Below are 15,236 nucleotides of genomic sequence, written 5' to 3' on the forward strand. Positions count from 1 at the left end.
GGCCCCGCCGCTCTTTTCGATTTTTTTACGTCGCCGGAAGACTATTATTTGCCATGGGTGCTCGCCACGTTTTTCCGGCTCATCCGGTTTTTCGGCGTTGCGTTCTCGGTGTTAGCGTCGCCGATTTATGTGGCGGTGCTGACGTATCATTATGAAATGATTCCCGAAGACTTGCTCGGCCCGATCATTTATTCCCGCTCGAACGTGCCATTTCCGCCGATGCTCGAGGTGCTGTTTTTGGAAATTACGATTGAGCTGTTGCGCGAGGCCGGGGCGCGGCTGCCGACGAAAGTCGCACAAACGCTCGGAATTGTCGGTGGGATTGTCATCGGGCAAGCAACCGTTGATGCCGGGCTGACGAGTACGATTTTGTTGATTGTCGTCGCGTTGGCGGCGCTCGCTTCGTTTACAACGCCGATTTTCAAAATGTCCAACACGATTCGGTTCATTCGGTTTCCGTTTATTTTGTTTGCTGCATGTTGGGGCGGGATCGGCATCATCTTTGCTGTCTGTGGACTGCTCATTCATTTAGGGCGGCTGCAGTCGTTTGGTTATCCGTATTTGCTGCCGTTTTATCCATTTCGTGTTCGCAGCTTCCGCGATACATTCATTCGTTCGCCATACAGTGAAACGGCGGAGCGGCCGATGTTTCTTCGTCCGCGGTCGCGGTTTCGTTACGATCCGAATGCGGCGAAGCAAAAACGCGATATTGATGAGTAAGGGGGATCATGATGAGGCGTGGGCTCGCATGGGTCGGTGCGCTGCTGTTGCTTGGCGGCTGCGTCAGTTCGCGGCCGATTGACGAAATTCAAATTATTCAACAGATGGGGTATGATTTCGAGAACGGCCGCTACACGGGCACTGCGGTGTACCCGACGTTCAAGCAAGGGCCGATGACAAAGCCGAATATGCTGACGACGACGTCGCCGACGGTCTACGACTTGATTCCGCGCCTGTCATCGAAATCCGCGCTGCCGGTTGAGGAAGGGCAGCTGCGCTTGATTTTGTTCGGCAAGGAGTTTGCTCGGCGGGGGGTGACGCAAATTACGCACAGCCTCGCGCGCAACAACAAAGTCGGCAGCCATTTGCTGCTTGGCGTGGCGGAAGAAAGCGCGAAGGAGCTGCTGAAAATCACGGCGAAAACGACGCTGAGCGATACGTTGTATTTGCCGAATCTTGTGGAGCAGAACGAGCAGTCGATGAACTTGCCGAAAACGAATTTGCACTTGTTTTTGTATCGCTATTTTTCCCCGGGGAGCGACCCTTTTTTGCCGTATTTTGAGAAAAAAGGAGATTTCGTCAAGCTTGAAGGGGTCGCGTTGTTTCGCGATGACCAATATGTCGGGCATGTAAGTTTGCGTGATTCGTTTTTAATGAAAATTTTGCTCGGGGAAACGAAAAACGGCGTCTACCAGCTGAAGGTTGGGAATCGCGGAAAACAGGGGGAGGATCGGGTGATGCTGCAAAACTTATGGGCGAAGCCGAAATATGAATGGAAGCGTGATGGAAGACGCCATGTGCTTGACGTGTTCGTCCATATCCATGCGTCGGTGAGGGATTACCCGTCATGGCTCGATCAGCCGGGAGGTGATTTGTTTGCTGATGTGAAGAAAAAGATGCAAAACGAATTGGAGCATAATATGCGCCGGTTATTCCACTATTTTCAGAAAAAACGGATTGACCCGCTCGGCATTGGCGATTTTGTTCGCAGCGTGACAAGACATTGGGATTCCGACGCGTTTTACCGCGAATACCCGGATCTAGACATCCGCCCGCACGTCACGGTGGATATCGTCCATACCGGCATTGGCGAATAAGACGGGGAACATGAGGAGGGATTAGGATGAAGCAGGCCATTCAGGAACGGTTTCTCATCTCCCCGTTTCTTGTGTTTTTTGTCATTCACGCTACGCAAGTTGGGGTCGGGGCACTCAATTTTCAGCGTCCTCTGATGAAAGAGGCGGGGCAGGATGCCTGGATGGCAGTCTTAATGGCCGGGCTGTCGGCGCACGTGTTGATTTGGCTCATGTATCGGCTGCTGTCGCATTTGCCATCAGGCGGAGACCTCGTGTCGCTTCATGAACAGTACTTCGGGCGGTGGATCGGCGGGGTGCTGAGCCTTGGACTTCTTTTTTACTACGCGTTGGCGGCGTTTATGGTGCTTCAATCATACATTGAAATCATTAAAGTATGGGTGTTCCCGTTGATTGGGGTGTGGCAGTTCAGCCTTATGTTTTTGCTGATGACGTATTACGCCGTCTCCGGCGGGTTTCGCGTCGTTGTCGGCTTATGCGTTTGGGGGGTGGTGATTCCGCTGTTGACGATTTTTCCGATGGTTTTCTTTCCGCTTGAGTATGCTCAATACCGGAACTTATTGCCGGTGTTCGACCATTCGTTTGGGCAATTGGCAAAAGCATCGAAAGAGATGGTGCTGCAATATTTAGGGTTTGAAATGCTGCTTATGTATTACCCGTTTTTAAAACAGGCTCCGTCCTCGCAAAAGTGGGCGCATGCGGCCAACGCGTTTACGATGTTCATTTATTTTGTTTTGATCCTCATTTCCATCGTGTTTTATAACAAAGAGCAAATCCAGCATATTACATGGCCGACGCTGACGCTGGCCAAAATTCCGGAAGTGCCGTTTATCGAGCGGATGGAGTATATTGTCATCTCGATTTATGTGCTCGTTGTGTTACCGATCATCGCGGTCTCTATTTGGGCGGCGACGCGCGTGATCAAACAGCTGTTTGCTGTTCAGCAGCGCCGTTCGCTTCCAGTGTTGCTCGCTTGCTTGTTTGTCGGGACGCTGTTTTTCCAAGAGAAGACAGACATTGAGCAGTTGATGCAATGGACAGCGAAGGCAGGGTTTTATCTTGTCGCGGTGTATGTTCCGCTCCTGTATGTGTACGTATGGATGGCGGAAAAAGTGAAAAAGGCGCTACAACAAAAGCCATAAGTATGGTATAGTAAATAAAGAAAACAGAAGAATCACAATTCCGTACGCTTGTACGGGAGAGGTTTCTAGCAAAACCCTCTATAAAAAACTAGGGACGGCTGTATCCTAGGGGTATGGCCTTTTTTGTTTTGGAAACCTCTTCTTCTGCTGATTCAGAAGGAGGTTGATCATGATGAAGATGAATGAAGAAAAGGCGGTCGTCGTCTTTAGCGGCGGCCAAGACAGCACGACGTGTTTGTTTTGGGCGAAAAAACAGTTTGGTGAAGTGGAAGCGGTGACGTTTGACTACGGCCAGCGCCATCGCCGGGAAATTGACGTCGCTCAAGCGATCGCTGACGAGCTTGGCGTCCGCCATACAGTGCTTGATTTGTCGCTTCTCGGGCAGTTGGCGCCGAACGCCTTGACGCGGCGCGACATTGCCATTGAACAAAAGAAAGGCGAGCTGCCGACGACGTTTGTGGACGGACGCAATTTATTGTTTTTATCATTCGCTGCCGTGTTCGCCAAACAGCGGGGCGCGCGCCATATTGTGACTGGAGTGTGCGAAACAGATTTCAGCGGCTATCCGGACTGCCGCGATGTGTTTATCAAATCATTGAACGTCACGCTGAATTTAGCGATGGATTACGAATTTGTCATTCATACGCCGCTCATGTGGCTGACGAAAGCGGAGACGTGGAAGCTCGCTGATGAGCTCGGGGCGCTCGAGTTCATTCGCACGAAGACGCTGACGTGCTATAACGGCATCATCGCCGACGGCTGCGGCGAATGCCCAGCATGTGCGCTGCGCAAGCGCGGGTTGGATGAATATTTGCGGGAAAAAGCGGAGGTGGAGTCGCGATGATGCATCAGCTCTATCCGCAGGTGGCGCATCATTACCGCTATGAGTTGAACAAAGATATGCACATCGCCGCCGCCCATTTCATCCCGCACGAAGCGGCCGGGAGTTGCGCAAACGTGCACGGCCACACGTACATCGTCAATGTGACGGTCGCCGGCGATGAGCTCGATGAGAGCGGTTTTTTAGTCAATTTTCAAACGTTAAAACAGCTCGTTCATCGCAAGCTGGACCATACGCTGCTCAACGACCATAGCGATTGGTTTGACGGTCATGACCCGAATCGGTTTCCGACGTCGGAAGTGGTGGCGCGCACGATTTATGAAACGATTCAGCGCTATTTGGATACGCTGCCGCACAAGCCGAAATGTTTGCAAGTGTTTGTCCGCGAAACGCCGACAAGTTATGTCGTCTACCGTCCGAAAGCGGGGGAGCGGTAATGGCGCGCACGATTCCGGTGTTGGAGATTTTTGGTCCGACCATCCAAGGAGAGGGAATGGTGATCGGCCAAAAGACGATGTTCGTCCGCACAGCCGGCTGCGACTACCGCTGCCGCTGGTGCGATTCGGCGTTTACGTGGGACGGATCAGCAAAAGACGAGATCGAGCAGCTGACGGCAGACGAAATTTGGCGGCGGCTTGAAGCCATTGGCGGCCGCCGCTTCCGCCACGTGACGATTTCAGGCGGCAACCCGCTTCTGATTGCGGCTCTTGGGGAGCTCATCGCGCTTCTTCATGAAAAAGGGATGCGGGTCGCGGTTGAAACGCAAGGGAGCCGTTGGCAGGATTGGCTGCTTGACATTGACGACGTCACTCTTTCCCCGAAGCCGCCAAGCTCGGGGATGGACACCGACTGGGCGGCGCTCGATCAAATCATTGAACGGTTGCAGGCTGACCAAAGCCGAGTGCGGCGCATCAGCTTGAAAGTCGTCGTCTTTGATGACGCCGATTTGGCGTATGCGAAAGAGGTGCACTGCCGCTACCCAAGTGTTCCGTTTTATTTGCAGGCAGGAAACGCCGATGTGGCCGATTCGGATGTGGATGCACTCCGTGCGAAGCTTTTCAGTCGGTTGGAATGGCTGGTGGAACAAGCCGCCGATTCGGAGGAGCTGGCAGACGTCCACATCCTGCCGCAGCTGCACACGCTTCTTTGGGGAAACAAGCGCGGCGTGTAAAGCGGGGTGCGGCGATTCGCCCGGCAATGAATAATGAGGGAGGAATGAACGAATGGCAGGAAGAAAAGAGGAAGAATTGAAAGACTTGACGCTGCTTGGCAATCAAGGGACAACGTATTCGTTTACGTACAATCCCAATCTGCTTGAAGTGTTTGACAACAAACATCCTGACCGGGATTATTTCGTGAAGTTCAATTGTCCGGAGTTTACGACGTTGTGTCCAAAAACCGGACAACCGGACTTCGCAACGATTTACATCAGCTACATCCCGGACAAAAAATGCGTCGAAAGCAAATCGTTGAAGCTGTATTTGTTCAGCTTCCGCAATCATGGCGACTTTCACGAAGACTGCGTCAACATCATTATGAACGATTTGATTAAAGTTATGGAACCGCGCTATATCGAAGTGTGGGGCAAATTCACCCCGCGCGGCGGCATTTCCATCGATCCGTACTGCAACTGGGGACGCCCGGGGACGAAATACGAAAAAATGGCGGAATACCGGCTGCTCAATCATGACTTGTATCCAGAAAAAGTCGACAACCGCTAGAGATAAAAAAAGAGGTAGTTTTTTCGCTCCAACTCCTATATAATGAACAATGAATGTTTGCCTTGGAGGTTTTGGCGTTGGAGCGAAGAACAGCTCTTTTGCTTGGAGCGAGCGGTTTGGTCGGCGGAGAGTTGCTGAAGCTGTTGCTGCAGTCGGATTTGTACCGCTGTGTGACGATTTTCGTCCGCACTCCGCTGCCGGTGGAACATGAAAAGCTGCAGCAAGTCGTCGTCGATTTTGCGCGGCTTGAATCGTACGAACGATATTTTTATGTGGACGATGTGTTTTGCTGCCTAGGGACGACGCGCAAAAAGGCGAAAACAAAGCAGCAGTTCATTCAAGTCGACTATGAATATACGCTGCGCGCCGCGGCGCTGGCGGAAAAGTGCCGTGCGAAAAGCTTTTTGACCGTCTCTTCGGTCGGCGCCAACCCGTGCTCGCCGTTTTTTTACCAGCGAGTCAAAGGAGAGACGGAAGAGGCGTTGCAGCGGCTTTCCATTCCGTCGCTCCATATTTTTCGTCCGTCGCTGCTTGTCGGCAAGCGCCGGGAGTTCCGCCTTGGCGAAGCGTTAGGCGGGTGGTTGTTATGCCGTCTTCCGTTTTTGTTCGTCGGCAAATGGAAAAAGTATAAGCCGGTTGACGCCCATCAGCTTGCTTTGGCGATGTTTTACCGGGCGGCGTCAGCAACGAGCGGCGTCCATATCTATGAATGTGATGAACTCGCCCGCATTTCGTAAACAAAAAAGAGGCTCTTGGCAGCCTCTTTTTTATTCGATGATCTTATAGTTTTTATGATTGACGACTGTCCGTTCTTGCAAATCGAGTTCACGGTAGTTTTCCATATACGTTAAATCCACGATGACGGAGTTTTCATTCACCTTCTCCACAATGCCGCGCAGCCCATTTTTAAATTCGATAATATCTCCGACTTTCGCTTTTTTGATCATCATCATTCTCCTTTAATCAAAATGATGGACGGACCGCTCAAGCGAACGGCCGCGGGAATCGAGGCTTGCCTGATTCCGTCGCCGCTCCCCGGTCGGCGGGGATTAGGCGCTTTTTTACTAGTGTGCCTTATTTTTATGCGCAAGTAAAGAGATTTATTTCCTAAATATTTAAAAAAGGTGCCCTGAAAAAGAGTTTGGGCACCTTCCTTATGGGTGCATATATGCATCCAATATGCTCAAAAGACCATATATGGCGCCTCGCTTAGGAGAAAACGGTCTTTTAAGGCAGCCTATCCTTCTTTTACTTGGCGAAGACGTGGTTGCCGATGACGACGGTCACTGGACGCGAGCGCAGCCATTTGCTTTTCGCCGTTTTCGGATTATAGAAATAGAGCGAGCCGTTTCCTAAACCGCGAAAAGCAAGTGCTTCTTCAACGGCGCGGTATGATTCACGGTCGGCCGGTTCGTTGATCGATCCGTTTGCGACCGGCGTGAATGCATAATGGCCGCCAGAGCGCTCATAAATGACAGCGCGGATCGTATCCGGAAAATCCGGATGGTCGACGCGGTTGAGCACGACCGTTGCCACGGCCACTTTCCCGGCGTACGGTTCCCCTTTCGCCTCGGCATGGACGAGGCGAGCGAGCAAATCTTTCTCCGCCGCCGTGATGCCGGCATCAGGGATGACGAGTTTTTCACCAGGATATAGCCAATCGCCTTTGCGGTTTGTCTGCTGCAGTTGTTTCAGCGGCACACCGTATTGTTTCGCGATTTTCCAAAGCGTATCGCCGCGCTTGACGGTGTGGATCATCGCCGCATCGGCATGGCCGGCAAAGAAAAATATGCCGCACAACATAGCCGTCACCCATGCTTTTGCTTGTTTCATCCACATCCCTCCTTTTGTCTTGCAAACTCGCTACTAGAGTAACAAGGATCACGCGATGAGTCATTATCGAAATGATGGAAAAAACGCGCGAGGCATTGAAATGACTAGTTTCATAGAGAGGGATGGAAAATTCTCCGCGAGCAAAAACACCCGGCTTCCAGGACGGAAAGCCGGGTGTGAAGCCATGGGAACAGGAGCTTTTAGCTGCGTGGAGCATCCATATAGTGGTAAATAACGTGGCCGCCGCGCTGGGCGATGCCGCGAAATCGTTTGAAGTCGGGCTGTTTGACGAGCACGGCACGAAAAACAGGGAAGTCCTCTTTTTTCACCAACAGTTCGGAGATGATTCCGTTGCGCAATTCATCGATTTGCTTGGCCGCCAGTGCTTCATCCATCGCATGTCCCCCCAAGCGTTGATTCGGCATCGTCACCGTTATTTATCGTATCACAGACGACTGTTGGGTTAAATACCTATATTTTGGCCGGGCAAACACCCTTTGCTTGTTCTGACATACAATATGGGTGGGTACGCGCCCCGAGAATATAAGCAAGAAAGGGAGAGAACAATGAATCATTGGGATCCGTATATGAATGGTCCGTTTTCAACCTCTTCCGGCCATGACAATGAAGCCGGATGGATGGAGAATAACGTGCCGCCGATGGCTCCGCTATCGGCAACGACACCAAATGAAGCGACGCCGACTCAAGTGATGCCGATGGCGTATTATCCGCCGGCAGCGCCTTATGGCTATTGGTGTCCACCGGTTGCGCCGCCAGCGCCGCTTGTCAGTCCGGTCCATCTTGACAGTCCAGACAGTCCGGACAGCTCCGATATGATGCTGCCGGCGCCGCCGCTCGGTTTAGGAGCCGGGCCGAATATGGCCCATGCTTCCGTTTGGCCGATGGGTGGGAAAGAAAACACGCCGCCGATGACGCCTGATGACGCCGCTATTCCGTATGGCATGACGGCCCCGTATGCAGAAAACGTTCCCCCGGCTGGCAGCACGGCTCCCGTGGCCGTTCCTGGCACGCTGTCTGGAATGGCTGCTGGTGCGACACCAGGTTTCGTTCCTGGCGCACATCCGTATGCGCCGCTGTACTATCCACCGATGGCGCCGCAGCTGTATGCCCCGGTGATGCCGTATGGCTATGGCTATCCCGCTGCGCCGCTGCCTCCATATTATGGCGGAGGAACCCCGTATGCGCCTGGCTTTCCAATCTCGTATGGCCCCTATCGGTAAGATGCCAAAAAAGACCGCCGAATGGCGGTCTTTTTTACATCTGGAGCCGAGAAAATCCTCACTTCCATGCGTGAGCGCAAGTGGGGGATGAATCGGTATCTTTCCTCATCCACCTTTCTCTTGCATCAAGAGAACGAAAGGTATAAAATGGTCATGAATAGAACAAACGTTCCTTATCGTAGGAGGGAAGGCCATGCATAAAGCCTACCTCTTTCGGTTGGATCCCATCCGAAAGCAAACGGAGCAAAGGAAGGGAGAAGAGATTGCACATGAGCATAGAACAGAAAACAGCCATTGTCACCGGTGGAGCGAATGGGATCGGCAAGGCGATCGCTAGAGCATTCGCAAAACAGGGAGCGAACGTCGTGATCATCGACCGCGATATTCAAAACGGTGAAGCGTTCGCCGCGCAATTGCAATCGGACGGGTTCGAGGCGATCTTTGTGGCGGCGGATGTGCGGAAGGTGGACGATATTGAACGGTTTGTACAAGAAGCTGCCGGCCGCTTCGGCCGCATTGACTATTTGATCAACAATGCTGGCGTCTCACGCTGGAAGTCGCCGTATGAGCTGACGGTTGAGGAGTGGGATGACGTGCTGTCAACGAATTTGCGCAGCGCTTTTTTTGCTTCTCGAGAAGCAGCTAAATATATGCGCCGCAATGCAAAAGGCGGAGCAATCGTCAACATTGCCTCGACAAGGGCGCTCATGTCCGAGCCGAATTCCGAGGCGTACGCTGCATCGAAAGGCGGCCTTGTCGCTTTGACCCATGCGCTGGCGGTGTCGTTTGCGGATGATCGCATTCGCGTCAATTGCATCAGCCCCGGTTGGATTGAAACGGGCGATTATGGGCAACTGCGAGACATTGACCACCGGCAGCACCCGGCCGGCCGCGTCGGCAAACCGGATGATATCGCCCGCGCTTGTCTGTATTTATGCGATGAGGAAAACGATTTTATCACTGGGGTAAATTTGGTGATCGACGGGGGAATGACCAGGAAAATGATTTATATTGAGTAGGGAGCGGGCGTTTGTTAAAATAAACAAAATGGAGACGGTTTCAAAGGAAAAGGTGGGACGGAAAAATGAAAATCCGCAAAACGCCGGTGATGGACGGACAAGCTCCGGCTAATGTCTACATTTACGAAAATCGAAAAGAAGAATATATCGTGATTGCCATTCCGGCGCTTGAGTGGTCATTTTCGTTCGCCTATGAGGAAGAGGCGGAGGCGGTGGCCGAGCGGCTTGAGGCATCGCTAAAAAAGCGGCTTGACCATGAGCGCGCCGCCCTCTTGGCCGTGCGGTTGCTCGGCTGGGCGCGGGAAATGTAGCCTAGAGGGCGACCGTGGCTGCCGCGACTTTGCATGTTAGGGGTTCGATGACAACGTGGTCAACAAAACAAAAGTAATCGCAGTATATATCATAGGCAGCATTTTATGGATTGTCGCCACCGACACCCTGCTCAATATGCTGTCGATCAGCCGCGATGTATATATGGCGCTTGGCGCCGCCAAAGGGGCCGTGTTTATTTTGCTCTCGGCCATTTTTTTGTACCAGCTGTTAAAAAAGCGCGAGCAGCTGGAAAAGACCGAGGAAAATGAACAGCAGCTGCTTACGCTCATCAATTCGATGCCAGATTTCGTTTGCTTTAAAGACAGCGAGGGGCGATGGCTGCGCGTCAACGATTTTGGCCGGCGGCTGTACCGCCTCGAACAGATCGATTATATCGGGAAGACGGACCGCGAGCTTGGCGAGCTTGTGCCGTTTTTTAAAGAAGCGTTTGCGCAGTGCATTGCATCAGACCGCGAGGCGTGGGAGAGCGGAAAGGTGACGCGCCGCGAGGAGTCGTTTGCGACGCCGGATGGGGAAGTGAAGACGTTTGACGTCATTAAAGTGCCGCTCTTTGACGAAAACGGAGCGCGCAAAGGGTTGTTGACGATCGGCCGCGACATTACCCAGCAAAAGCTTGCCGAGGAGCTGCTCTTGAAAAAAGAAAAGCTGTCCGTCCTTGGCGAGCTGGCCGCCGGCATTGCCCATGAAATCCGCAATCCGCTCACCTCCATGAAAGGATTTATTCAGATGATGCAAGAAACGCGCGAAGTGAATGATCATTATATGCGCATTATGTTAAGTGAACTCGGCCGCATCAACCAAATTGTCAGCGAGCTGCTGGTGCTCGCCAAGCCGCAAAGCCACGATTATCGGCCGTTTTTGCTAGACGAGGCCATTTCGTATGTCATCAGCTTGATTGGCCATGAGGCGACGTTGAACAACGTTTCCATTTCCGTCCATAACACCGCTCCGAAAGCTTGTGTGTACGGCGATCAAAACCAAATTGTTCAAGTGTTGTTGAACGTTATGAAAAATGCCGTCGAAGCGATGCCTGATGGAGGAATTTTATACGTCCACGTTGCGGAAGGGGACGGGAAGATCTATGTCGATGTTGCCGACACCGGCGTCGGCATTTCGAAAGAGCGGCTGCAGAAAATCGGTGAACCGTTTTTCACTTTGAAAGAAAAAGGAATGGGGCTCGGGCTGACGACAAGCATGAAAATCGTTCAAGAACATAAAGGAACGATGCGGATCGAAAGCGAGGTTGGGAAGGGAACGACTGTTCATTTGACGTTTCCGTCCGGCGGCGTCAAAGCCGCAAACGGCCGGCAAAATGCGCTGTCATAACAACAGGCGTCCACGCAGAGCGAGGATGTCTGTTTTTTTTTGGCTAACGTCTCAATCGATGGCTGATAGACAGTCGAGTTGCACGGCGGGCAGAGGCCGATGCTTTGCCGATCACCATAGGCAATGTCGGCACATAGCGGTTTGGAACATGAAACGCTTCTTTGTTTGCCGGCTTGGCCCGGCGCGGCGTCGATAGCGGTAAGACAACTAAGGGAGATGTTTCGTTTTGGCCTGAATTCGGGAAATGATAAAAGTGAAACCTTCCACGCATGATAAACGTAATTCGAAAAAGAGACTTAAAGCGAAGGAGTGTGAAGGGATGTTGATTGCCCAACTGGCGGTCATTTTGTTCGCCGCCAAACTTGCCGGTGATGCGGCCGTGCGCCTTGGCCAGCCCGCCGTGCTCGGCAAGCTGCTCATCGGCATTGTGCTTGGCCCGAGCGTGTTCGGTGTGATCGAGGATACGGATCTTTTGCAGGAGTTAAGTCAAATCGGCGTCATTTTGCTTATGTTTATCGCCGGCCTTGAGACGGATATGGACCAGTTTCGGCGCACTGGAAAAGCTGCTGTGGCGGTCGGAGTGCTTGGCATTCTCGTTCCGCTGCTCGCCGGGTATGCGGCCGGCGCAGCGTTCGGCATGGAAACCGGCACGGCTCTTTTCCTCGGACTTTTGCTGTCCGCAACGAGCGTCAGCATTTCCGTGCAGGCGCTCAAAGAGATGGGACAGCTGCAATCGAAGGAAGGATCAGCGATTCTTGGCGCGGCGGTCATCGACGACGTGCTGGTCGTCATTGCCTTGGCGTTTTTATTAAGCCTAACTGGCGGCGACGTCGAGCTTGGTGCGGTCGTGCTGAAAAAAGCTGTTTTTTTTGCCGTCGCCATTTTGCTCGCTTGGAAAGCCATCCCGCTCGTATTAAAGTGGTTTGCCCCGTTGCGTGTGACAGAGGCGGTTGTCTCGGCCGGGCTGGTCATCTGTTTTGCATTTGCCTATTTTGCTGAGGCGATGGGGGTGGCAGCGATCATCGGCGCCTATATGGCCGGGCTTGGCGCGAGTTTTACGGACTATCGGGAAGAAGTATTTGAGAAAGTGGAAACGATCGCCTATTCTTTGTTTGTCCCTGTCTTTTTTACCTCCATCGGGGTTGCGGCCGACTTTTCCGGCATCGTCGAGCATTGGCCGCTGATTGTCGGTTGGAGTGCGCTCGCGATTTTGACAAAGCTTGTCGGCGCCGCGCTGGGGGCAAAATGGGCCGGATTTTCGTGGGGAAGCTCGCTGGCGGTCGGCGCTGGCATGGTGTCGCGCGGTGAGGTGGCGCTCATCATCGCCGGCATCGGCTTGGAAGCCGGCCTGCTTGATGGGAACATGTTTGCGGTCATGATCATCGTCGTATTGGTAACGACTGTTGTGACGCCGCCGTTATTGAAGATGATTTTCAGCCGTCTTCATCCGGTGCGCCGGACGGCCTAGTCGCCGTCGAAGTGGGCAGCCGGGCCGATGGCCGGCGCTATAGCGGCAAAACAGCGGGGCTGTCCCCAAAAAAGGGCAGCCTCGCTGTCGCTACGAGCGGTTCTTTTTCGCTTGCTTGGCCGTATCCACGCTGTCTTTGGCCATTTCTGCCTCCGCCTTGGAGACGGTCGGGTTGGCTACTTCTTGGCTCACCTTGTTTTGTCTTCCTTTGTTCGACATGCGATCCCCTCCTTTCGGCCAGTTTCGCTCCGCTTGCCGTATGCCCGCAAAATGCTGTTTAGTTCGCTGCTATGTTTCGTCGGAATTTGATGGCGGGCCTGGTCAATAAACACAATATCTGCATGCGGCACATAACGTTGGAACATAGCGATATACGGATGGATGTAACGATCGCGTGCTCCATAAATAAGGAGCACGGGCAAGCGGAGGGAAGACAGTTGTTTTGTGCATCCATAAACAAGCCCAGCCTGGTACATGGCGTTTAAATCCCGTTTATGGGTCAGCCGGGCGTACCGCCGCAACAGCTGCCATTCGCGCCAGTTCGTTTTGTGCCCCCAAGCAAGAGCCGCCGCAAGCAGCGGGATGGCCCCAAGTTTTGCGGCGGAGATGCCGAGCAAAAACTCGCTGAACAAAAGNGGGGTGCACACTTCCGGAAACCCGCCGATCAAAACGAGCTGTTCGACATGCTCGGGATAGCGGAGCGCGAAATCAAGCGCAATGGATCCGCCGTTTGAGTAGCCGCAAATGATGGCGCGCCGAACGCCGAGGGCGCGGAGCAATACGGAAATGTCGTCGGCAAGCAGCGGTACGGTGATCGGTGCATCTGACGAACTGCTTCGCCCGTTTCCACGCATATCATACAAAATAAGGCGAAAATGGCGGGCGAGCGGTTCTTGGCGGCAAAAAACGGCATGCCCCATTCCTGGGGGATGGATGAACAAAAGCGGTGTTCCTTCTCCTTTTTCCTCATAGTAAAGGCGGACTCGTTGGTTGATCGATACGTATGGCATATTCTTTCCTCCCTCCCATTAGTATGTCGAGAAGAGCGGCGTCCCATCCAAAAAACGTCATTGAGAGCGATGGCCCATCCGGTTTATAATGTAGTCTGCATAGACTAGCGGCAGACGATGGGTGCGGAAAGGAGGGAGGCTGATGGAACAGCCGTTTCGCGTCGAAAAAACGCTCAACAACAACGTGTTAATCGCTTCCCATCCGGCATATGGCGAAGTCGTTTTGCTCGGCAAAGGAATCGGCTTCGGCAAAAAACGGGGGGACGAGATTGCCAAGAGCGCTGTGGAAAAATGTTTCGTTCTGAAAAACGAACGCGAACAAGAGCAATACAAAAAGCTGCTTCCGGAATTGAGCGAAGAATTCATCGCCCTCATGAGCGAGGTGGTTCAACATATTCAGCAACGCGTGGGCGCGCCGCTCGACGAGCACATCCATGTGGCGCTGACGGACCATATCGCTTTTACATTAAAGCGGCTTGAACAAGGATTGGATGTCAAAAACCCGTTTTTGGCTGAGACGAAAAGCTTGTATCCGTTGGAATATGAAATTGCCAATGAAGTGGCCCGCATGATTGAACAAAAGCTCGGGATTGTGCTGCCTGAAGGAGAGGCAGGCTTTATTGCCCTTCATATTCATAGCGCGATTTCCAAGCAAAGCGTGTCGGAAGCGAATCGATATTCCCAGCTCATTGCTGATCTTGTCAAGATCGTCGAGCAACAGCTTGGCGTTGACATCGACCGCGAGAGCGTTCATTATTTGCGGTTTGTCCGTCACTTGCGCTATGCGATTGAGCGGATGAAAAAAGGCGAAAAAGTCGAAGAACCAAAAAATTTGTCGAAAATCTTGAAGGAAGCGTATCCATTATGCTATAATCTAGCATGGAAGTTGGTCAAAGTCATGCAGCAAACGCTTCATCTGCCGGCGGACGATGCCGAGGCGGTCTATTTGACGTTGCATTTGCAACGGCTGGCGGAGAAAAAGAACAATACAACTGCATAGGTTGTCTCGCTTTACGTGTTACTGACTCGATCAGGCATGAGTAAAGAGGGCAAATAAGGCGGCAACAGCTGCGAATTCATCTTTGCGCTGTTGTAAGCGTTCTTTTTGTCTCTCTTTAGTCATGCCTTTTTTATTGCGCCGGCTCCCTCGGAAACGCCCGCTTCATTTTCGGTACATGAATCGGCTGTTTGCTGTAAAACTTAAGAAAAGGAAACTAAAGGAGGTTATGAAGATGAAGCGAGCGTTTGGCACGCTGCAAAAGGTCGGGAAAGCGCTCATGTTGCCGGTGGCGATTTTGCCGGCGGCCGGGATTTTGTTGGCGCTTGGCAATGCGTTGAAAAACCCGGCGCTCACGGATAAAATTCCCGCATTAAAAGCCGATTGGGTCGTGCTCGTCTCCAACGTGATGGAGCAAGCAGGCGGCATCGTCTTCTCCAACTTGTCGCTCTTGTTTGCGGTTGGTGTGGCGATCGGCCTTGCCGGCGGGG

Annotated in this window: 18 protein-coding genes and 2 pseudogenes; 15 read left to right on the forward strand and 5 right to left on the reverse strand. The window is 52.6% G+C overall.

Translation table 11 applies throughout. The annotated features are described in order from the left end of the window. From VU18_RS19175 to VU18_RS04185, 8 genes are all read left to right on the forward strand, one after another. On the forward strand, positions 1-720 hold a 720-nt coding region (locus tag VU18_RS19175), incomplete at its 5' end, for a spore germination protein (RefSeq protein WP_047757714.1). An 11-nt stretch (positions 721-731) separates the two neighbouring features. Next, the gene (locus VU18_RS04155; RefSeq protein WP_021322459.1) at positions 732-1,817 is read left to right on the forward strand and encodes a Ger(x)C family spore germination protein; all 1,086 of its coding nucleotides are present in this window, start codon (positions 732-734) and stop codon (positions 1,815-1,817) included. 26 nt (positions 1,818-1,843) lie between these two features. Then, the gene (locus tag VU18_RS04160) at positions 1,844-2,956 is read left to right on the forward strand and encodes a GerAB/ArcD/ProY family transporter (RefSeq protein WP_014195298.1); all 1,113 of its coding nucleotides are present in this window, start codon (positions 1,844-1,846) and stop codon (positions 2,954-2,956) included. Between the two features lie 178 nt (positions 2,957-3,134). Continuing rightward, positions 3,135-3,800 (forward strand): 7-cyano-7-deazaguanine synthase QueC, encoded by a 666-nt coding sequence (queC, locus tag VU18_RS04165; RefSeq protein WP_025039182.1) that lies wholly within the window; start codon positions 3,135-3,137, stop codon positions 3,798-3,800. Then, on the forward strand, positions 3,797-4,234 hold the full coding sequence (gene queD, locus VU18_RS04170) for a 6-carboxytetrahydropterin synthase QueD (RefSeq protein WP_011230477.1): 438 nt from the start codon (positions 3,797-3,799) through the stop codon (positions 4,232-4,234). Before queC ends, queD begins: the two co-directional genes overlap by 4 nt. Beyond that, positions 4,234-4,968, forward strand: a complete 735-nt coding sequence (gene queE, locus VU18_RS04175) for a 7-carboxy-7-deazaguanine synthase QueE (protein WP_011230478.1) — start codon at positions 4,234-4,236, stop codon at positions 4,966-4,968. Before queD ends, queE begins: the two co-directional genes overlap by 1 nt. Before the next feature lie 52 nt (positions 4,969-5,020). Then, the gene (gene queF / locus VU18_RS04180; RefSeq protein ID WP_011230479.1) at positions 5,021-5,518 is read left to right on the forward strand and encodes a preQ(1) synthase; all 498 of its coding nucleotides are present in this window, start codon (positions 5,021-5,023) and stop codon (positions 5,516-5,518) included. 53 nt (positions 5,519-5,571) lie between these two features. Beyond that, positions 5,572-6,255, forward strand: coding sequence for an NAD-dependent epimerase/dehydratase family protein (locus tag VU18_RS04185; protein WP_014195299.1), 684 nt, complete (start codon positions 5,572-5,574; stop codon positions 6,253-6,255). Between the two features lie 30 nt (positions 6,256-6,285). Here VU18_RS04185 and VU18_RS04190 read toward each other — a convergent pair whose 3' ends face one another. The 3 genes from VU18_RS04190 to VU18_RS04200 form a co-directional block, all read right to left on the reverse strand. After that, positions 6,286-6,465 carry a DUF2187 family protein gene (locus VU18_RS04190; RefSeq protein WP_013145942.1) on the reverse strand — a complete coding sequence of 60 codons (180 nt, stop codon included), beginning with the start codon at positions 6,463-6,465 and terminating at the stop codon, positions 6,286-6,288. Between the two features lie 301 nt (positions 6,466-6,766). Further along, positions 6,767-7,351, reverse strand: coding sequence for a cell wall hydrolase (locus tag VU18_RS04195; RefSeq protein ID WP_014195301.1), 585 nt, complete (start codon positions 7,349-7,351; stop codon positions 6,767-6,769). Positions 7,352-7,551: 200 nt separating this feature from the next. Next, positions 7,552-7,746: a hypothetical protein gene (locus VU18_RS04200; protein WP_011230483.1), complete on the reverse strand. Its 195-nt coding sequence runs from the start codon at positions 7,744-7,746 to the stop codon at positions 7,552-7,554. A 171-nt stretch (positions 7,747-7,917) separates the two neighbouring features. On the opposite strand from VU18_RS04200, the gene VU18_RS04205 reads away from it, so the two are divergent. From VU18_RS04205 to VU18_RS04225, 5 genes are all read left to right on the forward strand, one after another. Next, entirely contained in the window at positions 7,918-8,592 is a 675-nt protein-coding gene (locus VU18_RS04205) for a hypothetical protein (protein ID WP_014195302.1), read from the forward strand. A 269-nt stretch (positions 8,593-8,861) separates the two neighbouring features. Continuing rightward, positions 8,862-9,611, forward strand: a complete 750-nt coding sequence (locus VU18_RS04210; RefSeq protein ID WP_014195303.1) for an SDR family NAD(P)-dependent oxidoreductase — start codon at positions 8,862-8,864, stop codon at positions 9,609-9,611. Between the two features lie 65 nt (positions 9,612-9,676). Next, positions 9,677-9,922 carry a YueH family protein gene (locus VU18_RS04215; protein ID WP_011230486.1) on the forward strand — a complete coding sequence of 82 codons (246 nt, stop codon included), beginning with the start codon at positions 9,677-9,679 and terminating at the stop codon, positions 9,920-9,922. Between the two features lie 55 nt (positions 9,923-9,977). Further along, positions 9,978-11,270, forward strand: coding sequence for an ATP-binding protein (locus VU18_RS04220; protein ID WP_011230487.1), 1,293 nt, complete (start codon positions 9,978-9,980; stop codon positions 11,268-11,270). Positions 11,271-11,589: 319 nt separating this feature from the next. After that, positions 11,590-12,738: a cation:proton antiporter gene (locus VU18_RS04225; protein WP_014195304.1), complete on the forward strand. Its 1,149-nt coding sequence runs from the start codon at positions 11,590-11,592 to the stop codon at positions 12,736-12,738. Between the two features lie 188 nt (positions 12,739-12,926). On the opposite strand, the pseudogene VU18_RS19180 reads toward VU18_RS04225, so the two are convergent. After that, positions 12,927-13,373, reverse strand: a pseudogene (locus tag VU18_RS19180) (lysophospholipase); the annotation flags it as partial. A 1-nt stretch (position 13,374) separates the two neighbouring features. Next, positions 13,375-13,748 (reverse strand): annotated as a pseudogene (locus VU18_RS19185) (alpha/beta fold hydrolase); the annotation flags it as partial. Positions 13,749-13,890: 142 nt separating this feature from the next. Between VU18_RS19185 and glcT the strand changes: the two are divergent. Both glcT and VU18_RS19190 read left to right on the forward strand, forming a co-directional pair. Beyond that, entirely contained in the window at positions 13,891-14,748 is an 858-nt protein-coding gene (gene glcT / locus VU18_RS04235) for a glucose PTS transporter transcription antiterminator GlcT (RefSeq protein ID WP_011230491.1), read from the forward strand. 232 nt (positions 14,749-14,980) lie between these two features. Further along, positions 14,981-15,236 (forward strand): PTS transporter subunit EIIC (locus VU18_RS19190; RefSeq protein WP_047757715.1); only part of this gene is annotated, 256 nt, incomplete at its 3' end.

Source organism: Geobacillus sp. ZGt-1, assembly GCF_001026865.1.
GTDB classification, from domain to species: domain Bacteria; phylum Bacillota; class Bacilli; order Bacillales; family Anoxybacillaceae; genus Geobacillus; species Geobacillus thermoleovorans.